The sequence below is a fragment of the Rhodococcus sp. MEB032 genome (assembly GCF_030208925.1).
GTDB classification, from domain to species: Bacteria; Actinomycetota; Actinomycetes; order Mycobacteriales; family Mycobacteriaceae; genus Rhodococcus_F; species Rhodococcus_F qingshengii.
In genome coordinates this window covers 25,032-46,027 of the sequence record NZ_JARVSY010000014.1, presented here as the reverse complement: position 1 = coordinate 46,027, position 20,996 = coordinate 25,032, and the positions used below count along the sequence as shown (strand labels likewise).

Genomic DNA, 20,996 nt, shown 5'->3' with positions numbered 1-20,996 from the left:
CGACCGAACGCGGTGCGTCAACGAGATACGTCAGATCATTGTGATCTGACGTATCTTGTTGCCACACCGATCGTCTCGTTGTCGAGTTCGACGTAGGTCAGCTGAGGAATGCTGGACGCAAGTTCAGTGAAAGCCCACTTCGCAACGTTCTCGAATGACGGACTCGTCCAGAGCGTCCGTGTCGACAAACCATCCACGTTCTCCGAGTTGGTCGTCCTCGAACGAGAACGCCACTCGCATCGTCACGCGAAATCCGTCGGCAGGCATCAGCGGCGGCAAGTTCTTCGCGTCCCGCACCGGTGCCGGAAGCCCCTGCCTCACAGCGAATGTACGACGGATCTCGATACTGAACATGCGCACCAAGGTATCAATGTTCATCACAATTCTATGAGCGGACCAATCGCGCAATCGCGTCGTTCGCTTCTTTGATCTTCGCGTCCGCCTCGGGCCCACCGGCAACAGCGGCTTTGACGACGCAGTGGCCGATGTGGTCCTCGAGCAGGCCCATGGCCACCGCCTGGAGGCCCTTGGTCATCGCCGACACCTGCGTCAGGATGTCGATACAGTACTTGTCCTCGTCGACCATGCGCTGCAGGCCGCGAGCTTGACCTTCTATGCGACGCAGACGCGCCAGGTAGTCGCCCTTGGCGGTGATGTAGCCGTGCGAATCACTCGTGCAGCATGCATCGCCGGTCGCATCACTGCCTTGGGCACTGTTTGGAGCACTGCTTGGCGCACTGCCCACTTCTGTCGCTTCCGACATTCGATGTCCTCCTGTTCGTCAACGCGTGACTTCGCAACAATTCTCGTTACCGGGGCGATGTGCGGAGACTCTTCGACTTCCGTTGTCTTGCAGAGCAATCACTGCGCACATCGCCACGCATTTCGCTACGGCACGAACAGATGGATGCATGGCGATTGCCCATGCCCGTTTTCCCGTTGCTGCGAAACGCATTCGGTTTCAGTGCCCGTGGTGCGCGTGGCTCGAGTGTTCGGCCCCAGGCGTGGTCGCATTGTCGGCCGTCAGCGTGAATTCCGCCGTACGCACCACTCCGCCGTGCTTGAAGTCCAAAAACAACCGGTAATCCTCGGCGCTCGGCATGTTGGCGTAGAAGGTGATTGCCGGTCCAGTCGGCGTGACACCGTCACCGGGGTAGCCGTCCGGATGGACATGGAGATAGGCGAGGTCGGAGGCACGCAACGCGACCAGATGCCCGTATGCGGCAAGGTAGGGCTGCAAGTCCGTGACCGGGATTCCGTCACGACTGACCGAGAGCGTGAGCTTCGATGTCTGGCCGGCATGGGCCGCGCCTTCGAGGGAGACGGTATAGCCGTCGACCGTCGTGGCGGCAGCAGCAGCGGGCAACGGCCGAGGATCATAGGGTCCGGCGACGCGCACATCCGCACTGAGCGTGATTCCGTCACCACCGTCCGGAGTGAAATCAGCGAACACTCGATAGTCTCCCGCATGATCGAAATCGACTGACACATGCCAGTTTCCGTTCTCGTCCAATTCGGGATGCACGTGCTGGAATCCGGTCAGGTCCAGACCGACCACGATCAGATGCAACTGCTTGTCGTGGGTGTCCGTGTACCGGATCAAGGGAGTTCCAACCGGATCCAGGATCCGGAACTGCAAGGGGACATGGTTGCCGACGGCCGCCTCCGACGTTGCCAATTCCAGTGTGTAGCCGTTGTCGCTGAACATCTTGCCCTCCAAAGTTTGGGTCGGCAGCACTTTCGTTGCCGTCTGCGTCAGGTTCTGCACTCCTTGACATCGAACCTGTTGCAGTTTGTACCATACCCCCCTAGGGTATGCAACGAACTACTCGAACACCCTGAATTCACTCGAAGGAGATCCGATGCGCATCTACGCAGAGCGCCGGCCGAATGAGTTCCAAGAGCAGCATTTCCCCGTGCGCCCCAACGAAGCGCTGCGCCGATGTCACCCAGGCCCGCTTACGACACCCCTTGACCACACAAGCATCACCTATACCCCGTACAGGTAAGGAACTCAGAATGTCCACACAACCGAAATCCACCCGTAAGTGGTGGGCGTTGGCGTTGATCGCCGCCGCTCAGTTCATGGTCATCATGGACACCTCCATCATCGGCGTCGCTCTCCCCCAGATGCAGAGCGATCTCGGCTTTTCCCAAGAAGGCCTGACCTGGGTCTTCAATGCGTACGTCATCGCGTTCGGCGGGCTACTCCTCCTCGGCGGCCGCCTGTCCGACCTGTTCGGCGCCCGCAGAGTGTTCTCCGCTGGTTGGCTGATCCTGCTGATCGGTTCCGTTGTCGCCGGTGCCGCCGGTAACGTCGCCGTCGAACTTGCGGGCCGCGCAGTTCAGGGTGCCGGTGCCGCACTCATCGCGCCGTCGGCGCTCACCTTGCTGATGATGCTGTTCGGCAGCACGCAGAAAGAGATGACCAAGGCGCTGTCCATCTACGGCGCTGCCGCCCCGGCCGGCGGTACGGCCGGCGTGTTCCTCGGCGGCGTCATCACCGAATACACCAGCTGGCCTTGGGTGTTTTACCTCAACATTCCCATCGCTGTCATCGCGCTGATCGCTACTCCCCTCCTGATGCCGAACGCACCGGCACGTACCGGGTCGATCGACTTCCTCGGCGCACTCGCTGTCACCGCAGGTCTTGCTGTCGGAGTCTTCGGCATCGTCAGAGCACCTGATGTTGGATGGGGATCCGGGCAGACGTGGCTGGCGCTCGCCGTTTCGGCCGCTCTGTTGGGTGCATTCGTGTTGATCCAGTCCAAGCGTCGGGAACCTCTGGTGCGTCTGGGAATCTTCAAGGCGCCCAACCTCGGTGCCGCGAACATCGCTCAGCTCGTCCTCGGCGCTGCCTGGATACCGATGTGGTTCTTCCTGAACCTGTACCTGCAGCAAGTGCTCGGATACAGCGCCTTCCCGGCCGGTGCGGCGCTGCTGCCGATGACGATCTTCGTCATGCTCGGCATGGTCGTCGTGGCACCACGGGCCATGGCACGCTTCGGTGCAAAAGCGATGATCGTGACCGGATTGCTTGTACTGGGAATCGGTTTGGGTTGGATGTCGTTGATCCGGCCCACCGGCAACTTCTGGGTCGACGTACTGCCGGCATCGCTCGTGGCTGCGGCAGGTATGACGCTGGCGTTCATTCCCTCACTCGGTACGGCGATTTCGGCTGCGCGCCCGGAAGAGGGCGGATTGGCTTCCGGCATCGTCAACGTCAGCTACCAGGTCGGCTCGGCTGTCGGCCTCGCGGTGATGACCGCGATCGCAGCAGTGTTCGGCGCTGATCAACTCGGTGACCTGACGGAGTTGACGAACGGTTTCTCCGCCGTGTTCCTCGGAGCAGCCGCCATCGCAGTGGTTGGCGCAGCAATCACCGCGATCGTGATGCGGTCGACCAAGGTCGACGATCCTCGACCCGTTCAATCCACCGTCAATTCTTGACCAACTCCGGTGGTGGGTTCGGCCGGCTGTCACCAGCCGAACCCACCACCGGCGGAACCACTTAGGACTCGTTATGTCGCGCCTTGCTTCTCTCACGCCCACCACCGCTGTCGGTGCATCGAAAGACCTTCTCGCCGAACTCGTCAACCGTCACGGACAGGTCGGTGACATGGTCGCGGCGATGGCTCATTCGCCCGCTGTGCTGGGCGGCTATCTGCAACTCAGCCGAGCAATGAAGCGAGCGAAACTGAGCCGCAAGATCACCGAGCGAATCTCTATCGCTGTGCAGGTCCAGCAAGGTTGCGCTGTTTGCCTCGAAGCCCACGTGGCCGCCGCGCACGCCAACGGCGTCGAGGCGGACGAGATCGAGCGTGCCCGCGCGGGCACCTCGGCCGATCCCGCCATCGCGGCAATGATCGACCTCGGGCTTCGCGTCTATCGGGAGCCTGCCTCGATTTCAGACGAACACATCACGGGCCTTCGAGCGCACGGCTACGGTGATCGCGAGATCGCCGACGTAGTCGGAATCGTCGCCCTCAATGTCCTGACCGGAGCTTTCAATCTTGTCGCGGGAGTGAAACCAAATGAACCGGATCGCTAACTCCGCACCGGAACGGAACAGCCTGCGTCTGTTCTTGATTCGCGACTATCGCCTGCTCTTCAGCGCCCAGATCATCGCGCTGTTCGGCACCGGGTTGGCGACGGTTGCGCTGGGTCTACTCGCCTACGAACTCGCCGGACCGAGCGCCGGAGCCGTGCTGGCCACCGCGCTGACGATCAAGATGTCCCTGTACGTCGTGATCGCTCCACTCGCGGCGGCGTACGTAGACCGGTTGCCGAGGCGGGCTTTCCTCGTTGCCCTCGACGCCATTCGTGCAGCGGTCGTGATCGCATTGCCCTTCGTCAGCGAGATCTGGCACATCTACGTGCTGGTAGGCGTTCTCCAAGCTGCGTCGGCAGCGTTCACTCCCACGTTCCAGGCGGTCATCCCTGACATCGTGACCGACGAGGCCGATTTCACCCGCGCACTGTCGGCATCGCAGGTCGCTTACACGATGGAAAGCCTGCTCAGCCCTGTTCTTGCCGCGGTCGCACTGTCCTTCATGACATTCAACCTGTTGTTCGTCGCCACCTCCGTGGGCTTTGCGGTCTCGGCACTGCTCGTGCTGGCCACCCGAATCCCCAACGCTCGCCGAAGTACTCACCGCAAGGCGTGGGATCGGATCGCGTCGGGGGTGCGAATCTTCGTGACCACGCCGCGACTGCGCGGCATCATGGCACTCAATCTCGTGGCGGCAGCAGCCGGATCGATCGTGGTGGTCAACACCGTCAACTACGTCCGCGACGAGCTCGGTGGAACCCAATCCGACGTGGCGTGGATGCTTGCCGCGTCAGGCACCGGCACGTTGGTGACCGCGCTGCTTCTTCCACGCGTTCTCGACAGAACCGCTGAACGCACTGTGATGACAGCAGGTTCCGTTGTCTTGGTCGTCAGTGCCAGCGCGGCAGCAGCCCTCGCCGTGGCCGGTGCATTCACGTGGATGCTCACTGCCGCAGTGTGGGCACTCGTCGGCGCCGGGATGGCCATGCTCGTCACGCCGACCGGAAAAGTACTTCGGCGCTCCGTCGACCCCGCAAGTATTCCGGAGGTGTTCGCAGCCCAGTTCTCCCTGTCGCACCTTGCCTGGCTTGTCACCTATCCGATCGCCGGATGGGTTGGTTCGAGCGCGGGATTTGCGGTCACCTGGAGCATCCTTGCAGCGCTTGCCGCGGTGGGAGCCGTTGCAGGATTTGCACTTTGGCCTCGGGAGACGGTTGCTGAATTGCCCGTACAGGCGACGTACGAAACCACCCGAGGCGAATGCACCTTGGCGGCTGCCCAGTGCGCGTGCGCTCGCGCCGTCTGATGTCGACGGTCCGACTGCCCCCGACAGGGCTACAACGAAAGTGGTGGTGCAGCCATCGCCTGCACCACCACTTTTCGCTCAGCTCACGTCGGCATACTTCCTGGGATTTGCGTCGAACCGAGGACCACATCCCTTGCAGCAGAACCAGTACCGATTTCCTTCGAAGTCACGAAACAGGCCTTCCGCTTCGGCATGCACCTTCTCGATCACGCTGCCCGGCATGACCCGACATTCGACGAGTTCACTACTGCCAGCGGTGAGTAGGTCTTTCCCACCGGTCGGCATCGCCGTACCGACAGTGCCGACATCGCCTTTGGCGTCAGACTTCGGGGTGTTGCCACAGCCACAACTGCTCATTGGGATTCCTGTTCTTTTGCTGGACGGATGTGGCCCGGAAAGCGAGCCCGACACAATCAATATACCCCCTATAGGTATATTGGAGATAACTTGAAGGTCTGCGCGTACAGCATCTCGGCACATAAACCATTGCAGGAGAACGAATAATGCGTCCCCAGTCTCGGGTCACCTACAGCATCATGACACACTCAACCTTATACCTACCGGGGGTATAAGGTAGGTCTGGCATCGACCATCCATGTCCGCGTGGTCGTCGACGAAGAGGAGCAATGAAGAACTGGAAAGCAATCGGCAGCAGCCGATTCGCCGTAGTTGGAGCTTTGCTGTTGGTCGGCATGCTTTGGGGAAGCTCGTTCCCTCTGGTTGCTGTGGCAGCACCAACTCTCGGCGCCGTCGGCACGACGCACGGCCGCTTCATTGTTGCAGCGTTGGTTCTCGCGCTGATAACTGCTTCCAGCAGATCGACCTGGCGCGCGGTCCGTCATCGGTTTCCTGCATTCCTACTGCTGGCTGCCCTCAATGTCGCTGGGCCCCTGACACTTGTCGCAACTGCGATCGTCGGCCTCAACTCGTCGACGGCGTCGATCCTGAATGCCACGACTCCGATGTTCACAGTATTCGTCGCCGCTTTCTGGCTTCGACAAAAGATCACCTGGCGAAAACTCTCGGGGGTCGCGATCGGCATCGTCGGCGTCTCGGTGCTTGTCGGCGGAATTCCGTCAGCGATCGACAGTCGCGCAATGCTGGCCATTGGCGCATCTTTGACCGCGGCGCTGCTGTACGCAGTCGGAGGTGTCTACGCACGAAAGTCGTTCCAGGACACTCCACCCCTGACGCTGGCCCTCGGCCAACAACTTGCCGCGGTCGCCCTCTTGGTGCCGGTGTCCGCCGTCGCTCCCCCTCCGGGGCCCATAACCGTCGGCCCACTCATCGCCGTGGTAGCCCTGGGGCTGGGGGCTACCGCCGGTGGCTACCTGGTCTACTTCTGGATAATTCGTCAGGCGGGTCCAGTCGCGGCATCGGCCGTCACTCTTCTCGTTCCGATTTCGGCATCAGCCATCGGAGTGCTGTGGTTGAACGAGCCTGTTACCTTCGCGCTCGTTGGCGGTCTTGTCATCATTCTTGCCGGAGTCGGCTTGCTCCTGGATCTTCCGCCGACGCGAGATCCATTGCGCAGGGTTGCCCCGGACCGGGCGGCTAGCGCGGACAAACGGCCGGTCAGCGGCTGATCGGAGCCGTCCAAAGTCCGACCAGCGCGTCGACGAGGTCGGTCGTGAAGTCCTCCCATGACGTGACCGCGTCCGGCCCCTCTTCGGCAAGCGTGCGCTCGCGTTCGGCGAACATGTGCACGATCGCATTACGCCCGATGTCCGCGCGGGCGCGTCGAACACTCATCGGCATGTCAGTCAGACAGGCTGAAAGTCCGCGAAGCGTCTCCTGCAGAGTAGGCGAGGCCAGCACCTCGTCGTAAACGATTTTCCGCAGGACCGGGTCGGTGAGAATCTGCGCGCTGAACCGCGCATACCAGGTCGGGCCACCCATTTCGGCGTAGTGATCGGTCGACGCCCGAACCAGACACGAAATCCAGTCACGAACATTTGTGGACCCTTCGATCTCACGCAGCAGTTCGCCACGGTTCTTCTCGACCTGCTGGGAATGCTTGTTCACGATCGCGCGGACCAGATCGGTCTTGGTTCCGAAGTGATATCCGACGGCAGCATTGTTGCCCTGACCTGCCGCGTCGCTCACCTGACGGTTCGAAACCGCGAAGACTCCATGTTCTGCGAACAACTGCTCGGCGACGGCGAGAATGCGGTCTCGGGTTGCAGCAGAGCGCGCGGAATTTGCGGCGCCGCCGACATCGGCCGACGCGTCCTCAGTCCTCGTAGTCATGGACACCATCATCCTCGACCATCCGAAGCTGCTCGGCACCGGAGATATTCGTCACGATCGGAGACACAGCCTTCCGTTAAGTCAGTCACTTGATTTAACTTTAGTTCAAGCAACTGACTTAAACTATTATTCGTTCTTCCTCCGATGGAGTTACCGCAATGTCGTCAACCACTTCACCACCACCGACAACGCCGCCACAGACAACGAAGTCGCCAGCCACCACCGCAGTGGTGGCTGTTCTGGCGTTTTCCGGCATCGTCGTCTCGCTCATGCAGACGCTGGTGATCCCGATCATCCCGCATCTGCCCGAGTACCTGAACGCGCCGGCGTCCGATACCGCGTGGGCTGTGACCGCCACGCTGCTCGCAGCTGCCGTCGCCGTCCCGACCATGGGCCGCTTGGGCGACATGTTCGGCAAACGGCGTCTACTCCTGATCAGCATGGCGCTGTTGGTAACCGGTTCGGTGGTCGGAGCACTCAGTTCGAGCGTTATCCCCCTCGTTGCCGGCCGAATCCTGCAGGGCCTTGCTGCCGGCGTCATTCCGCTGGGCATCAGTGTGATGCGCGACGTGCTTCCGCCCAAGAAGCTCGCCGGCGCTGTTGCGATGATGAGCGCTTCACTGGGAGTCGGCGGCGCTCTAGGTCTTCCGATCGCGGCTTTGATCGCCGAGTACGCCGACTGGCACGTCCTGTTCTGGGCGTCAGCCGTGCTCGGCGCTCTTGCGGCCGTTCTTGTTGTCGTCCTGGTCCCCGAATCGACGGTTCGCACAGGTGGCACGTTCGACTTCGGCGGGGCAATCTCGCTCTCAGCCGCCCTCATCGCTCTACTACTGGCCATTTCCAAAGGTGGCGACTGGGGTTGGACGAGCACGCTCACGCTTTCCTTGTTCGGCGCCGCGATCCTGATATTCGGATTCTGGGCTTGGTGGGAACTACGCACCCCCAAGCCGCTGGTGGATCTACGCGTATCCATCCGCCGCCAGGTGCTCTTCACCAACCTCGCATCGATCGTGTTCGGATTCGCGATGTTCGCCGCCAGCATGGTCTTTCCCCAGGTAGTCCAGTTGCCTGAAGTCACTGGTTACGGCCTAGGCGGTTCGATGCTCACCGCAGGTCTGGTCATGGCTCCCTCCGGCATCATCATGATGCTGATCTCTCCGCTGTCCTCACGCATCACCAATTCGCACGGCCCCAAGGTGACGCTCATGCTCGGCGCCGTTGTCGTCGCAATCGGTTACGGCATCGGCATTTTCGCCATGCACTCGATTTGGGAACTGATCGTGATCGCCGTGATCATCGGCGCCGGTACCGGTATGGCTTACGGCGCGATGCCCGCTCTCATCATGGGGGCTGTTCCTCCGTCCGAGACCGGTGCAGCCAACAGCTTCAACACCCTGATGCGCTCCCTCGGTACATCATTCGCCAGCGCCATCGCGGGTGTCGTCATCGCCCAGATGACCATGTCCATCGGTGGGGCAACGCTGCCGTCGGAGAACGCTTTCCGCGTCGTCATGGCCCTCGCTGCGGGATCCGCCGTCGTCGCACTCGTCCTGGCCGGTTTCCTCCCTCGGTTCAACAGCTCCAACTCCCGCAAGGAGATTGGTAGCCAGCACACCGATACGTCCCCGACCACGTCGAAGGAATCCGTTCCGACACACTGAGCCAGCGCGCAATACACACTGCGCTGTACACACAGCCCGGCCCCGGCGGAGTCCAACTCCGTCGGGGCCGACGCGTTTCACACATTTTGCTGTTGATACACCTGCGGACGACAGTTTCGTGACATGCTCCGTTGAGATGGGTGCTCGTTCGATACTCGGGGAAAGGATGCCGCGATCGCCGCTCCTCGTGCTGACGTAGCCCTTGCTGTCGCCGCCGCTGCCGTCCTGGGCATAGGCGTCGGTGTCCTTCTTGCCGATGTCGTCGCCGGCCTGGCTGCAGGTGCGGGTGCTGCAGTGGTATTTCGGTTTGCTCTTCGGATGATCAATACCCGAAAGTGAGCGGTTGTCGAGGGTCCTACTTCAGGACACGGATCGCCGAGCCCGGAAGGATTCCGCTCGATGGCGGGTAGATCGACGTTGCGCCGTTGAAGAACATGTGAGCGGGAGTCGTGGATACCGGCAGCAGGTCGATGTCGTTGAACAACGCGCGCTCACTTTCCTCCCAGACCTTGCAAGACTCGTCACCGGGAAGAAGCGAAGCCTCAGTGGACAATTCGATGTACTTCTTGTTGTCGAGGGAAGCGAAGTTCACTCCTTCAGGTTTGGGCGGGCCGGTGAAGTACTTGGCAAAGATGCTCGGCGTATCACTCCCCAGCGTCAAACCGATGGAAACGTCCCACGACGACAGGTCGGTGGTGCTGAATGTGTTGGCGATGACAAAACTGTAGTCGCCGCCGGTCAGTTTCACATTCGCGCCCAGTCCTTCCCACTGTGTTGCCACGTATTCCGCGGCGGCAGAGTTCGTATCGCGTGAGTTGTTGAAAATCACGTTGAGGGCAAGCGGTCGACCGTCCTTCGTCAGGATGCCGTCGGGACCCGCCTTCCAACCTGCGTCGGACAGCGTTTTCTTTGCTGCATCGACGTCGAAATCGGGGATCGTCCCTTCGACACTGTTGTAGTCGCAGGCAAGGGGTTCCGAAACCGCGAGGGCGCGTGCGCGGGTTCCTTTACCGCCGGTGGTGATCTCGGTGTAGTCGTCCAGGTCTACTGCCTGCACGAGGGCCTGCCGCACAGCACGGTCTGCCGTGGGTAGGGCCGCGAAATGATTGAAGATGAACTCGCCGGACAACGTGGTGTAGGTCTTCGAATCCAGACCCGCGGCCAAGACTCGTTCCTCGTCCGAACCGGTGACCGCTGCGGCATTCACTCCGCCGGTGAGAACAAGATTCGCCGTCGTACTGGGATCGGTGACAATCTTGATCGTCACTGTCTTCGGCACTCCGAGAGTGTCGGAAGTGGTCTCGCCGTTCGGACTCCAGGTGTAACCGTCGCGGCGTTCCATCGTGATGTGATCGTTCGGAACAACTTCGGTGACCTTGAACAGACCCGTTCCGTTGCTACTCGAACGGATGCTGGCCGGGTCTTCGAGCGTCGCAGCGCACGGAAGCCGCAACGCGCCGATTCGAGAGAGCAGGAAGGGCGCTGGCTCGGCGGTAGTCACCGTCAGTTCGTCACCGTCCGCTGAGGCCGAAGTCGACATCGGCACAGTGGATCCGCGTAGCGGTGAAGCGTTTTCAGGATCCATGACCCAGTTGATGTCATCGGCCGCGGTCTGTGCGGTGAAGGAAGTGCCGTCGGCACAAGTGATGCCCTTCTTGAGCACGAACTTCAGCGTGTTCCCTTCTTCACTCCAGCTCTCCGCCAGATAGGGACGCACAGTGCGTGTTTGCGCGTCGATGTCGATCAACGAATCGTACGAGTACGCGTTCACGATCTGAGTCGACGTAAGGTTGGTGATCAGAGGGTGCAGATTTCCGGGATCGGCGTTGATGACAGTCGTGAAACTGCCGTCCTTTGCATACTCACCGACCGAACCTCCGGGACTGGATGCGCCGCCACACCCGGCCAGGGTGAAAACCCCAACGCTGATAACTGCTGTCGCGGAGACAGAACGGGCTTTCATACGAGCCGCCATCTACTAGGAGTTGCCATGGCGACAATCGTGCGGGATTGACGTGGTCTGTATCTCGTTGAAGTTCCCCATACAGTCGGCCGTACTCTGTTCGATTGTCACTATCGACCGGGCAAGCGCAGACGCTAAGTACGACGCTGCCGTTGACGGTGATTCGCGACGTTGATTCGGTTGCCGCACAACGCCGGCATGCAGTAGCGGCGTCGCCCTCCACGGCTTGTATCGACGAACACCCCGTTGCACGTCGGCGAGGCGCATGGGCGGAATCGTTCGTACCCCAATGTGCGCAGAGTCCCCAGCAACGAGTAGCCGATCAACAGCGCAAGTTCGCCGGTGAGATTGATTCTGCTGTCCGGTACCGCATTCCATCGATAGTCGGACCGGGCATCAGGCACGAGTCGGACGTGATGCGGGACGGTCTGCAGGAGTCGATGAGTGCGATCAACGAGCTCATCGGAAGTCGGAGCATCGAGAATCGAACGAATCCCCTCTCTGAGTTCCTTGACCTCAGCAAGTTCACCGCTGGTAAGCCGACGTCCGTTGGTGAGCGCATCCGGCGAGAGTCCATGTTCGTCCAGTAGATCGTGAAGCGCCTGAGGGGCAGCCAACGCGTCACCTGCCTCCACCCACACGCGGGGCGAGGTATTGACCAAGTCGGTCGCAAACGACGCACCGGCGACGTAATCGTCTAAAACTACTTGCATCCCTTACCGTCCTGCCCTACCGTAATTGAATAACCTAACTTTACACCTTACGGAGGCGGCGGGATGGAACATTGCGCAGACCACAGGCTGCCCGAGATACTCCGAGACACTCACCACCGATTGCGCCGCGCCGGTACCGTGGCATCGCAGACACCCGTCGTCGCTGCCGATCTCTACTGGTCGATCGGCGCGCTCGCCCAGTGCCTGACCGCGATGGACGAGGTCATTTCACAACTTGGAATCAATGCCCGAAAGCAGTTGCGCGCTGGAAAGTTCGACGTCCAGAGCGGACCGTTCGAAGGAGAGCCCGACGCCGCCCTACTCACCGCAGTTCTTGCGCTCGCCAGAGCATCGAGTAGTTGCGAACCGGTTCAGGCGGCAATCGGCAACGCTCAGATCGCGGTGAGTGATCTCGTCGTCTCAAGGCCCACCAGCGCTTGACGCCCGCGCTCGCAGCCTGTCCCAATAGAGACTGTATGGTTGGTTTTCAGGCAGCCATCGAGAGCATCGACCAGCAGGAACCGGGTTATCACTGTGAGTGCAGGAACATCGACAATCTACGAGGACCGAACCGTCCGGATCGACGATCAGGGCGTCACGATCCGCCACTACTACTTTCCGTTTGTCAGCAAGTTCGTCCTGTACTCGCAGATCGAATCCGTCGACCTCGGAGTCATGTCATGGCTGAGCGGACGCCTACGAATCTGGGGAACAACAGATTTCAGCTCGTGGTACAGCCTGGATCTTTCACGCCCGTGGAAGGAGACCGCGGTGGTACTCACTCTCGCCGGCCACGGATCGCCTTCGTTCAGCCCCAAGGACGCCGATCGCGTCGAGACCGAAATCCGCAGTCGCATCGGATCACACGCCGCGAACTGACTAGCGGAACTCGGATTCGACGGTGACGATCTCACTCCAGTCGGTTCGATCGAACAACCGCGCCAGCGCAGTGAACAGAACTTCCGGGTCGACGACGCTCTCGGGTGAGTGCACACCGATCCGATCCGAAATCGTTCCGTCGGCGAGCCGGGACACCACCTGAGCAAGGCCGAGCGCCAAGGGGATTCCGGTTGCACCGGCCATGTCCGACAGCAACTCCGACACCGGTGAATCGTCTGCAATCCGGGCCACGACGCGCATCTCTCGACCTTCGAGCGCCCCTGTCGCCGAGGCGAAGAACAACGGCAAGGATCCGTGGCCGGCGCGCGTGAGCATTCGAGGCGCAGCACGGATCATCCGTCCGAGCGAAGGCTTGCCCAATTCTTCAGCGGCCGAGTCGAGATCGATTCTCCCCTTGTCGATGTCGGCGCGGAGAACGTCGAGAAACGCCACGGTTTCCGGTGTGATGACCATCAGATTTGCCGAATGCCCCGCAGGATTGATGGTCCGATGAAACATCACCGGCTCCGGATGCCCGACCACGTAAGCGTTCCCCCGACGTCCGCCGGGCAGTTCGAGTGCGATGGAACGCAACGGTTCTTCGTTGACGATTCGCCCCGCACGAACCACCGGAACCTGGCCGCTGATCTGTTGCATCCAGTGAACGGCGGCTGCACTCAATGTGTCCACCGACTCGTCCTCGCCCTCGACATCAACCGGCCAGGCTGTATACAGATCGTCGACCACGTCCAATCGCGAGACTGCCATCGCGGCCAGGAGGTTACTCATCCCGGGACTTGCGCCCATGCCGACTACCGCACAGATTCCGGCTCCCCTCGCGGCACAGTCCAATTCCAGCATGTCGACGGCCGGCTCCCAGTCGTCGCAGATGTCGAGATAGTGAGTCCCGGTCCCGATCGCTGCCTGGAGAATGCCGACGCCGAAACGGAAAAACGGTCCGACCGTATTGACGACCACGTCTGCGCCGTCAAGCAATTCACGTAGCGTGCGACCGTCCGTGACGTCGATGCTGCGCGCCTCGACTTCCGCTGACGCCTGCGCCAGTTCAACTGAAAGACGCTTCGCAGCATCGATATCGCGATCCGCGACTACTACCTTGCCGATTCCCGGCAATGTTGCGGCCAGACGAACTGCTGCCGAGCCCATGGCACCGGCACCACCCAGTGCGACAACCGTGATTCCGTCAGCCATGAATTCCCTCCAAAAATGCAGTCTGATCCGCTAGATAGCCGGGAGCGAAGATCGAACGGGGAGCAAGGACGGCCACCAGAGCGGACCTCACTTCCGAGTCTTCGAGATCCTTGTCCACGATCGAATGCGTAGCGTCGGGGTACTTCTTGACCACCAATTGCCCTGGAGTGTCCAACAATTCGCGATACACCCTTTCGGTATCAGCCACGTCGACGTTGACGTCTTGTCCGCCGATGATCAAGAGCACCGGAACCTTCACGGTTTCGAGATCGGCTCGCGCATCCGAGAGGTAGTTCTTTCGGATGAAGTTCCACCGGTCTTCGGTGAGACCGTCGGCCTCGCCGGAGGCCACGAGATCGTCGAACGATGCATCACGGGCCAACTGATCCAAGTTCTTCGCACGATCGACCCGCGCTTTCTCGAACTCGTCGGCCGACGCATTTCTCTCGGAAAGTTCGGCTAGGGTATTGAATTCGCCTTGTTGGAGCCAGTTGATCGCGGGACCCACGGCTATGACGAACGCTACGTCCGGGTCGAGGTTCACCACCTTGGGCATCACCCACCCTGCCTGGCTTGCACCCCACAGACCGATCCGAGACGGATCGATATCCGAACGTCCCCGCGCCCACTCGATTGCCGCTTCCGTTTCTGCCGCGCGATCGTCCATGCTCTGGTCGAGCCAATTGCCCGGTGCCCCATTCACCCCCGGCTTGTCCCAGGAGAGTGACGCGTACCCCGCCTTTGCGAACGCCTCCCACACCGGTCGATAGAACGTCTCATGTGTTGCATCGACCGGGCCGTCTCCGTGGACGAAAACCACGAGCCCGAAGGGACCGTCACCGTGTTCGGGCAGTGCAAGGACTCCCTGGAGCGGCACCGATCCCCCGGTGATCGTCACTTTTTCCTCACGGATGTCATAGGTGTTCTGGTACAGCGTCCAGCCCACCAGAGTCGCGATCAGAACAACGACCACCGCCAGGGAAGTAACCATCCACCTGCGTAAACGAGGCTTACTCTTGCCCTCGCTCATCGATTCCGCTGCCATCTTCCCGCCCTAACGTACGAATTTGAAACGATCGTATTGCATTCGATAGTACAGTTGTGGGCGAAGATGTCGAGAAGCGAGGAAAGGACATGGCGATGACCGACAGGGACGTCGATGTACCCACGAGGATCTTGATCGAGGGACTACTGCGCACGGACGGAACTGTCGACGGGCACACCCTCTATGCCACCGCCGACGCCCTCGGCAAAACTGATCAACAGGTTCGGCTGTGCATTAAGCGGTTGGTCACCGAGGGGAAGTTCACTCAGGAAGGTCGCGGGCGGCAGGCCACGCTACGAGCAACGCCGAAAGCCCTGCGCGAGATGGAACCCGACGTCGAATTCGTTCGGCTGGCCTATCGACAAGACCGCGACACTGTGACGCCGTGGGACGGGTACTGGCACCTGGCCGGATTCGCAATTCCGGAGTCGTCACGGAAAGGGCGAGATGCGCTGCGCACCAAGGTCGTTTACCTCGGCGGCGCGCTCGTCCAGGGCGGTCTGTACGTCTCGCCGCACGCCTGGGAACCGTATATTCGCGATGCGGCCGCCGAACTCGACGTCGAACAGCATCTGTCTTCTCTCACCACTCGAGATCTGAAAGTGGGCACTCTCGAAGACCCCGTGAAGATTGCCGCGCAGTTGTGGCCACTGGACCAGATCGCTGACGGATACGAACGGCTACTCGACGTAGCGACCGCACGCCTGCACAAACTGCAGAACAGTCCGGGTACCGATGCTGTCACGATGACCATCGAACTCGCGGCGGAATTCACGCGAGCCATGGAACCGGATCCGCTGTTGCCGCCGGAACTACTGCCCACCAACTGGATCGGCACGAGGGCTCGGTCGATCACTGCGCAGTGCTGGACGCTTCTGGCACAGGTGGACGGTGCCGACGAATTACCGTCGCTGTTCCACCTGTACGCAGATGCAATCGGTGACGATCAGGATGCAAGCGTGCGCTGACGGGGCGGCAGTCCGAAACGCCCGAGAACCTCGTCGACTGCGGTGGACGGTGTGACAAGTCCGCGATCCTGAAGCCACGGAATGGTGCTGTCCACCAGATGCTCGAGCGTTCGAGGCAATGCGAGAGGCAGCAACGTAACGCCGTCGGCGACCTCCGCAGCTCGGATATCGGCGATCAAACTGCCGAGACCGGAAGGCGTTCCGACGTAATGAAGCGAAACGGGAACCCGCGGCGAGGTCAACGCGCTGTCCAACTGCGCAAGCTCCTTACGAGCGGAGCGAGCCTCCGGCGCGATCAGAATCTCGAGATCGACCAGCACTGCGACGCTGTCGGGATCGCGTCCTTCTTCGGCGACGGCAGCGCGTATACGTGCGCGTTCGAGCTGTGCCTCACGCAGATCCGCAGCGCGAATCCGAACCACATTGGTAGGGAATGAAGCCAAATCGAGAGCCTTTTCACCCTCGGTGAGGTCCACCCAGTAGTCGCCGCCGATGATGGGCAGGTTGCCGGGTGCGCCCTCAGCGGCCGGATGGTGACCGGATCCGGTCAACTCGACCGCTACGTGCAGAGAATGCGAAGCGAGTGAAGACATGTGAGACCTCCGAAAATCAGAAAAGTATGGGATGAGCGAGACGAATCGTCAGCTCGAACACATTCCTGAAGAGGTGCGGCACAGATCGACATGGCGACGGCACCACTGACCGAGAGTGATGCTCACTCTCGAAGGGGTGGCGGGAAAATCCGCTGGTGCCATGGCTGCCATGCTAGTTGTCCGTTCGAGTTTTCGGGGACCGAGCTCAGCTCAGACGCACTCGGCTGCGCCGGCATTGTCGTCTGCGGCTCCGAGGAAGGGGCGGGTCTCGGGCACAGGGTTCCACGCACCTGCCGTCTTCGCGTACTTCCAATCACGCTGATTCGAAACCAGGATGTTCACGGCGTCGACCAACCGCGTCACGTCGTCCGAGCTGCTACCGAGGCCGAGGCTGGCGCGAACTGCACCGCCGGAGAGGCCGAGGCGCGCGAGAACCGGATGTGCGCAGAAGCGACCGTCGCGAACTCCGATGCCGTGCTCGGCGGAGAGGAATGCGGCGATCTCGCCCGCTTCGAATCCGTCAACGGTGAAGGTGACGATTCCGACGGCGTCGGGAGCGTCGTTCCACAGTCGCACGAGTGAGACGCCCTCGATGGCGGACAAGCCGTCAGTGAGCTGGGCGGTGAGCGCCTTCTCATGCTCGGCGATCACGTCGAAGTCCAGGGCGTGCAGGGTTTCGCAGGCGGTCGCGATGGCAGCCGCACCGAGCACGTTGGGGGAACCCGCCTCGTGGCGTGCGGGCGCGCAAGCCCACTCGGTGGATTCGATGGTCACCTCACGCACGGCGCCGCCGCCGGCGAGGTACGGCTGAGCTTCGTCGAGCCAGTCACGGCGGCCGACGAGAACGCCGGCGCCGAAGGGCGCGTACAGCTTGTGGCCCGAGAACGCTACGTAGTCGACGCCGCATTCCTGCAGGTCGATGCGACGGTGGGGAGCCAACTGAGCAGCGTCGACGAGAATACGTGCGCCGCAACGGTGAGCGATGTCAGCCAAACGTGCAATCGGCAGGATCTCACCGGTCACGTTGGAGGCCCCGGTGATTGCGAGCAGCGCGGCAGGCTTGGTGCACAGTTCACCGATCAGACGCTCGATCGTTTCTTCGATGGTGTCTGCGGCGGTGACGATACGAGCGTCGTTCCACGGCAACAAGTTTGCGTGATGCTCGACGTCGAGGACGACGGTGCTGCCAGGGACGCACTGTGCAAGCAGGTTCAGCGAATCGGTGGTGTTCCGGGTGAAGACGACAACCTGATCGTCGGCACAGTTCACGAAACGAGCAACGGATTCACGAGCGTTCTCGTAGGTGAGCGTGGAGATCCGGGACGCGTAGCCGGCACCGCGGTGGACGCTGGCGTATGTCGGCAGCAACTCGGCGATACGGTCGGTGACCTGGGCCAATGCCGGCGCACTCGCGGCGTAGTCGAAGTTGGCGTAGGAGCATTCGCCACCCTGAACCAATGGAACCTGCAGGTCGGAACCCGAAACCTTGGCAATCGCGGTGGTGCAGCAGGTGTCGGCACTCAATACAGCAGTCATCGAAGACAATCCTCACGTTCAAGGACTCGTTCGTCGGGAGATGGCCCCGGAAGAGTCCGCGCTTGCCGCATTCGTTTTCGAACGCAGCCGGGTCGTCACCCGGAGCACCCCACCGCGGAGGAGGGTTGCCGACCAGCAAGCCGGGGCTGAACACTGGTACTCGTGACCTGGCAACGAGGATGGCAGGAACCTCCCGTGCTTGTCAAGACGAAGCCGCGAAGATCTCCGTCAGGGCGCGATGGTCCGGCAAGCAAGGTGGAGCGCGAGTCGCGTTTCCGGATCGGCCAGATCGACCGAGAGAAGGCGCTGAATTCTATCGATCCGACTCGATACGGTGTTGCGGTGCAACCCCATTCGGGTTGCGGTGTGAGCCAGAGACGATTCTTCGTCGAGGTACGTCGACAGAGTCTCGAGCAACTCTCCATTGGAATCGCGTAGCGGTGCGAGCAATGCTGCGGCCGCAGGCTGGAAGGTGTCGGTTCGCGTCCACGCCAGCAGCAACTGCGCCAGCCCGAGGCGGTCCACGTGCAGGAATCGACCTGTTTGAGATCGGGAACCGGCGAGCCGAGCGGCATCCCCGGCCTCCGACAGGGACGAACCGATTCCAGCCGGACCGTCGTGTGCGCGTCCCACACCTACCCAGGTCTCCATCGTGGGTTCCAACCTGGCCTGAGCTGCACGGATGCACTCGGCGATCCTGGTGATCGCCTCCGGTCGCGGCTCGCCTGGCAGAGTCGTCCACGCCGCCCAGCCGTCAGCCTGTTCCACGACATTGGCGTCGATTCCCTCGGCGGCGAGAGCATCTGCAACCTCGCTGCGTCTTGCCACCAGGTCGACCTCACCGACCGCCAGGACTTTGATGCCGATGTGCCATCCGTCCAGCATCCAACCCGCGTCGAGTGCGCGCCGGAGCAGTCCGGGTGTGGCGTCTGCTGACGTGTCGATCAGTTCACCGAGCAACGCGCTACGCCGGCGCGCTTCACGCTCGTCGACCATGCGCGCAACGGCCAGTCGGTGCCCGGCAGCCAACGAGGCCACGTCGAGAACCACTGAGAGAGAAGCCTCTTCGACGCTTTGACGCACCGGGAGCAGCACCGCCAGCCAGGGCTCTCGGGCTGCGCCGGACATCACCGGGCACGCAATCAGGACCCCGCCGGAGTCCAATTCGACCGTGGTGGGCGCCCCGCGACCCGACAACATACCGGCAGCTGCTCGATCAGCGTCTGACAACACGTCGGCGCCGGTCATCGGACGTCCGGACGAGTCCAGGAGAAAGAATGAACGCTGAAAGGTGTTCAGTAGCACCGACAGAAGATTCTCGACGCTTCCTCCGGCTCGTTGGCCCGCGTGTGTCGCCCGCAGTACTGCGTCGGCCATCACCGCCCGCGAATTCGAGAGAAGATCACGAAGATCCACGCTGAACTGCCACGGGTCGGATACTCCGAGCACCACCAGTCCGAGCCGATCGGCAAGCAACGAGAGATTCGCATCCTCCGCCGCAGTGCTGTGCACAGCGACCACCTGGCAGCCGGTCGCCGCTGTGCGCCGAAGGAGAGCGTCGAATCTCCACTCCCCGATGTCGATTCGATCGAGAATCACCAGAACTGATCCTGAACTCGCCGCATCCGACACGGCCTCGGCCGACTGTGCCGATTCCCCGGTGAGTGCTCCCACTGTCGTCACGACGGGATCACCCTCCCCGGCCAGTCGATACAGCCCGACAAAGGCCGGGTTGTTCAGCAACGCCGAAACACTCGCGCTCATCGCGCCTCCATCAGCACTGCGTCGTGGTCGATCCCGAATGCCCGCGGGCCGACAACTTTCAATCTGCCCACTTCTTCCGCCCACCACTGTGGACCGGGAAGAACCAACACGGCCACATCGTGCCCCTGGTGCACGGATTCACACGAGACGAAGGCGCCGGTCCGCACGTCGAGCAACGTCACGATGTCCGGGCACGTTGCAATCATCTCGCCGTCCAACGCGACGGTCAGGAACTCACTCTCGAATTCGACTCGTATCACCGCGGAATCGTGTTCGAGAATCACGCTGCCCCGACGATCGCCGGTGTCCGGACGACTACGACGGACCGCACGCACCCGGCCAGTCCCCATTACCAGGGCCCCGGAGCTCTCCGCGATCTCCTGCCAACTGCCCAGGGCCCCGATATGCTGACCCAGTTCGTGTGCTCGGGAGAGAGTTCCCGGAATGCACGCCTCCTGCACCGTCCGCGCATCAATCGACGCGATCGCCAGAGCGCCCCAACCGCTGGTTCTCCCGATCAACGACCGCACTGCTACCTCGGCGCCGAGCACATCCACTCCGTCGACGACGGTAATGAGGCCGCCGGGCTGGGTGAGTGTGACCGGGCACAATTCCAACCCGGCTGCGGCGAGAGAGAAGTGATCGAGCCGCGGCATCGCTCGACCCAGCAGGTCCGCGTCGACCACGGGAATTCCCAACGCCAACGCCGCCGCAATTCCGGAGAGAGCGTTGAGCCCACCGCCTTCGAAAGTCATCACCGCGGTCGGACGCTTCCCGGTCCAGCGCGTCAAAGCTGCTGCAGTATCTGCGAACTCACGCCCGGAGGGCAATTGCTCCTCCAAAGCCAGGGCCGATCCGACGATTCCCACCGGCATCACCAATGCCTCCTCCGGCAACTGGTCCGGCGCGACGACCTCCACCGAAGTAGACGTCATCAGTGGACGCAGCAATTCCACGAACAAGCGTGGATCGCCGCCCCCGCCGCAGCCCAGGACCACCGCCCCCGCTGCGATCGCGTCGAGGTCGGCCTCCCGGACCGCGTGCAGCCTGCTCAC

At 61.7% G+C, this 20,996-nt stretch carries 21 protein-coding genes and 1 riboswitch; of the genes, 8 read left to right on the top strand and 13 right to left on the bottom strand.

Annotated features, from left to right (window positions below; translation table 11 throughout):
* Positions 1-123 precede the first annotated feature (123 nt).
* The 3 genes from QRN54_RS16655 to QRN54_RS16645 all read right to left on the bottom strand — a co-directional run bounded on the left by QRN54_RS16655 (position 124) and on the right by QRN54_RS16645 (position 1,768).
* On the bottom strand, positions 124-378 hold the full coding sequence (locus tag QRN54_RS16655) for a hypothetical protein (protein ID WP_225989420.1): 255 nt from the start codon (positions 376-378) through the stop codon (positions 124-126).
* A gap of 7 nt (positions 379-385) precedes the next feature.
* Entirely contained in the window at positions 386-763 is a 378-nt protein-coding gene (locus QRN54_RS16650; protein ID WP_020906032.1) for a metal-sensitive transcriptional regulator, read from the bottom strand.
* Between the two features lie 198 nt (positions 764-961).
* A complete protein-coding gene (locus QRN54_RS16645) occupies positions 962-1,768 on the bottom strand; it encodes a DUF8832 domain-containing protein (protein WP_285182450.1) in 807 nt (268 codons plus the stop codon).
* A 251-nt stretch (positions 1,769-2,019) separates the two neighbouring features.
* Between QRN54_RS16645 and QRN54_RS16640 the strand changes: the two genes are divergently transcribed.
* From QRN54_RS16640 to QRN54_RS16630, 3 genes are all read left to right on the top strand, one after another.
* Complete coding sequence (locus tag QRN54_RS16640) at positions 2,020-3,450, top strand: MFS transporter (RefSeq protein WP_041814608.1); 1,431 nt, start codon at positions 2,020-2,022, stop codon at positions 3,448-3,450.
* Between the two features lie 73 nt (positions 3,451-3,523).
* The gene (locus tag QRN54_RS16635) at positions 3,524-4,051 is read left to right on the top strand and encodes a carboxymuconolactone decarboxylase family protein (protein ID WP_020906029.1); all 528 of its coding nucleotides are present in this window, start codon (positions 3,524-3,526) and stop codon (positions 4,049-4,051) included.
* Positions 4,035-5,357 carry an MFS transporter gene (locus tag QRN54_RS16630; protein ID WP_178377292.1) on the top strand — a complete coding sequence of 441 codons (1,323 nt, stop codon included), beginning with the start codon at positions 4,035-4,037 and terminating at the stop codon, positions 5,355-5,357. The genes QRN54_RS16635 and QRN54_RS16630 overlap by 17 nt, the downstream gene beginning before the upstream one ends.
* A gap of 78 nt (positions 5,358-5,435) precedes the next feature.
* On the opposite strand, the gene QRN54_RS16625 is transcribed toward QRN54_RS16630, so the two are convergent.
* Entirely contained in the window at positions 5,436-5,714 is a 279-nt protein-coding gene (locus QRN54_RS16625) for a YHS domain-containing protein (protein ID WP_073512084.1), read from the bottom strand.
* A gap of 269 nt (positions 5,715-5,983) precedes the next feature.
* Between QRN54_RS16625 and QRN54_RS16620 the strand changes: the two genes are divergently transcribed.
* On the top strand, positions 5,984-6,943 hold the full coding sequence (locus QRN54_RS16620; RefSeq protein WP_208689917.1) for a DMT family transporter: 960 nt from the start codon (positions 5,984-5,986) through the stop codon (positions 6,941-6,943).
* Here the strand turns inward: QRN54_RS16620 and QRN54_RS16615 are convergent.
* On the bottom strand, positions 6,933-7,607 hold the full coding sequence (locus QRN54_RS16615; protein ID WP_042450572.1) for a TetR/AcrR family transcriptional regulator: 675 nt from the start codon (positions 7,605-7,607) through the stop codon (positions 6,933-6,935). The genes QRN54_RS16620 and QRN54_RS16615 overlap by 11 nt on opposite strands.
* Positions 7,608-7,765: 158 nt before the next feature.
* Between QRN54_RS16615 and QRN54_RS16610 the strand changes: the two genes are divergently transcribed.
* Positions 7,766-9,268: an MFS transporter gene (locus tag QRN54_RS16610; RefSeq protein WP_020906025.1), complete on the top strand. Its 1,503-nt coding sequence runs from the start codon at positions 7,766-7,768 to the stop codon at positions 9,266-9,268.
* A gap of 355 nt (positions 9,269-9,623) precedes the next feature.
* On the opposite strand, the gene QRN54_RS16605 is transcribed toward QRN54_RS16610, so the two are convergent.
* Both QRN54_RS16605 and QRN54_RS16600 read right to left on the bottom strand, forming a co-directional pair.
* Positions 9,624-11,231 carry an ABC transporter substrate-binding protein gene (locus QRN54_RS16605; RefSeq protein ID WP_218695577.1) on the bottom strand — a complete coding sequence of 536 codons (1,608 nt, stop codon included), beginning with the start codon at positions 11,229-11,231 and terminating at the stop codon, positions 9,624-9,626.
* A 134-nt stretch (positions 11,232-11,365) separates the two neighbouring features.
* Positions 11,366-11,944, bottom strand: a complete 579-nt coding sequence (locus QRN54_RS16600) for a CGNR zinc finger domain-containing protein (protein ID WP_042450527.1) — start codon at positions 11,942-11,944, stop codon at positions 11,366-11,368.
* 63 nt (positions 11,945-12,007) lie between these two features.
* Here QRN54_RS16600 and QRN54_RS16595 point away from each other — a divergent pair, with 63 nt between their 5' ends.
* On the top strand, positions 12,008-12,385 hold the full coding sequence (locus QRN54_RS16595) for a hypothetical protein (protein ID WP_042450525.1): 378 nt from the start codon (positions 12,008-12,010) through the stop codon (positions 12,383-12,385).
* 93 nt (positions 12,386-12,478) lie between these two features.
* A complete protein-coding gene (locus tag QRN54_RS16590; RefSeq protein WP_042450522.1) occupies positions 12,479-12,823 on the top strand; it encodes a hypothetical protein in 345 nt (114 codons plus the stop codon).
* On the opposite strand, the gene QRN54_RS16585 is transcribed toward QRN54_RS16590, so the two are convergent.
* On the bottom strand, positions 12,824-14,035 hold the full coding sequence (locus tag QRN54_RS16585; RefSeq protein WP_007727131.1) for a saccharopine dehydrogenase family protein: 1,212 nt from the start codon (positions 14,033-14,035) through the stop codon (positions 12,824-12,826).
* Positions 14,028-15,026 (bottom strand): alpha/beta hydrolase family protein, encoded by a 999-nt coding sequence (locus tag QRN54_RS16580; RefSeq protein WP_042450570.1) that lies wholly within the window; start codon positions 15,024-15,026, stop codon positions 14,028-14,030. The genes QRN54_RS16585 and QRN54_RS16580 overlap by 8 nt, the downstream gene beginning before the upstream one ends.
* Before the next feature lie 143 nt (positions 15,027-15,169).
* On the opposite strand from QRN54_RS16580, the gene QRN54_RS16575 reads away from it, so the two are divergent.
* The gene (locus QRN54_RS16575) at positions 15,170-16,048 is read left to right on the top strand and encodes a PaaX family transcriptional regulator C-terminal domain-containing protein (protein ID WP_350318878.1); all 879 of its coding nucleotides are present in this window, start codon (positions 15,170-15,172) and stop codon (positions 16,046-16,048) included.
* Here QRN54_RS16575 and QRN54_RS16570 read toward each other — a convergent pair.
* From QRN54_RS16570 to QRN54_RS16555, 4 genes are all read right to left on the bottom strand, one after another.
* Positions 16,027-16,641, bottom strand: a complete 615-nt coding sequence (locus QRN54_RS16570; RefSeq protein ID WP_003941149.1) for an LLM class oxidoreductase — start codon at positions 16,639-16,641, stop codon at positions 16,027-16,029. The genes QRN54_RS16575 and QRN54_RS16570 overlap by 22 nt on opposite strands.
* Before the next feature lie 210 nt (positions 16,642-16,851).
* Positions 16,852-18,177, bottom strand: coding sequence for an aminotransferase class V-fold PLP-dependent enzyme (locus QRN54_RS16565; protein ID WP_054831718.1), 1,326 nt, complete (start codon positions 18,175-18,177; stop codon positions 16,852-16,854).
* A gap of 53 nt (positions 18,178-18,230) precedes the next feature.
* A riboswitch (SAM riboswitch) is annotated at positions 18,231-18,345 on the bottom strand.
* 60 nt (positions 18,346-18,405) lie between these two features.
* The gene (locus QRN54_RS16560) at positions 18,406-19,941 is read right to left on the bottom strand and encodes a PucR family transcriptional regulator (protein WP_285182446.1); all 1,536 of its coding nucleotides are present in this window, start codon (positions 19,939-19,941) and stop codon (positions 18,406-18,408) included.
* Positions 19,938-20,996, bottom strand: a complete 1,059-nt coding sequence (locus QRN54_RS16555; protein ID WP_285182445.1) for a DUF917 domain-containing protein — start codon at positions 20,994-20,996, stop codon at positions 19,938-19,940. Before QRN54_RS16555 ends, QRN54_RS16560 begins: the two co-directional genes overlap by 4 nt.

What these genes read in the sequence shown, in the direction of transcription:
- QRN54_RS16655 (WP_225989420.1), bottom strand. Translation starts at nt 378, where the DNA reads ATGAACATTGATACCTTGGTGCGCATGTTCAGTATCGAGATCCGTCGT.
- QRN54_RS16650 (WP_020906032.1), bottom strand. Translation starts at nt 763, where the DNA reads ATGTCGGAAGCGACAGAAGTGGGCAGTGCGCCAAGCAGTGCTCCAAAC.
- QRN54_RS16640 (WP_041814608.1), top strand. Translation starts at nt 2,020, where the DNA reads ATGTCCACACAACCGAAATCCACCCGTAAGTGGTGGGCGTTGGCGTTG.
- QRN54_RS16635 (WP_020906029.1), top strand. Translation starts at nt 3,524, where the DNA reads ATGTCGCGCCTTGCTTCTCTCACGCCCACCACCGCTGTCGGTGCATCG.
- QRN54_RS16630 (WP_178377292.1), top strand. Translation starts at nt 4,035, where the DNA reads ATGAACCGGATCGCTAACTCCGCACCGGAACGGAACAGCCTGCGTCTG.
- QRN54_RS16625 (WP_073512084.1), bottom strand. Translation starts at nt 5,714, where the DNA reads ATGAGCAGTTGTGGCTGTGGCAACACCCCGAAGTCTGACGCCAAAGGC.
- QRN54_RS16620 (WP_208689917.1), top strand. Translation starts at nt 5,984, where the DNA reads ATGAAGAACTGGAAAGCAATCGGCAGCAGCCGATTCGCCGTAGTTGGA.
- QRN54_RS16615 (WP_042450572.1), bottom strand. Translation starts at nt 7,607, where the DNA reads ATGACTACGAGGACTGAGGACGCGTCGGCCGATGTCGGCGGCGCCGCA.
- QRN54_RS16610 (WP_020906025.1), top strand. Translation starts at nt 7,766, where the DNA reads ATGTCGTCAACCACTTCACCACCACCGACAACGCCGCCACAGACAACG.
- QRN54_RS16605 (WP_218695577.1), bottom strand. Translation starts at nt 11,231, where the DNA reads ATGAAAGCCCGTTCTGTCTCCGCGACAGCAGTTATCAGCGTTGGGGTT.
- QRN54_RS16600 (WP_042450527.1), bottom strand. Translation starts at nt 11,944, where the DNA reads ATGCAAGTAGTTTTAGACGATTACGTCGCCGGTGCGTCGTTTGCGACC.
- QRN54_RS16595 (WP_042450525.1), top strand. Translation starts at nt 12,008, where the DNA reads ATGGAACATTGCGCAGACCACAGGCTGCCCGAGATACTCCGAGACACT.
- QRN54_RS16585 (WP_007727131.1), bottom strand. Translation starts at nt 14,035, where the DNA reads ATGGCTGACGGAATCACGGTTGTCGCACTGGGTGGTGCCGGTGCCATG.
- QRN54_RS16580 (WP_042450570.1), bottom strand. Translation starts at nt 15,026, where the DNA reads ATGGTTACTTCCCTGGCGGTGGTCGTTGTTCTGATCGCGACTCTGGTG.
- QRN54_RS16575 (WP_350318878.1), top strand. Translation starts at nt 15,170, where the DNA reads ATGGCGATGACCGACAGGGACGTCGATGTACCCACGAGGATCTTGATC.
- QRN54_RS16570 (WP_003941149.1), bottom strand. Translation starts at nt 16,641, where the DNA reads ATGTCTTCACTCGCTTCGCATTCTCTGCACGTAGCGGTCGAGTTGACC.
- QRN54_RS16565 (WP_054831718.1), bottom strand. Translation starts at nt 18,177, where the DNA reads ATGACTGCTGTATTGAGTGCCGACACCTGCTGCACCACCGCGATTGCC.
- QRN54_RS16560 (WP_285182446.1), bottom strand. Translation starts at nt 19,941, where the DNA reads ATGAGCGCGAGTGTTTCGGCGTTGCTGAACAACCCGGCCTTTGTCGGG.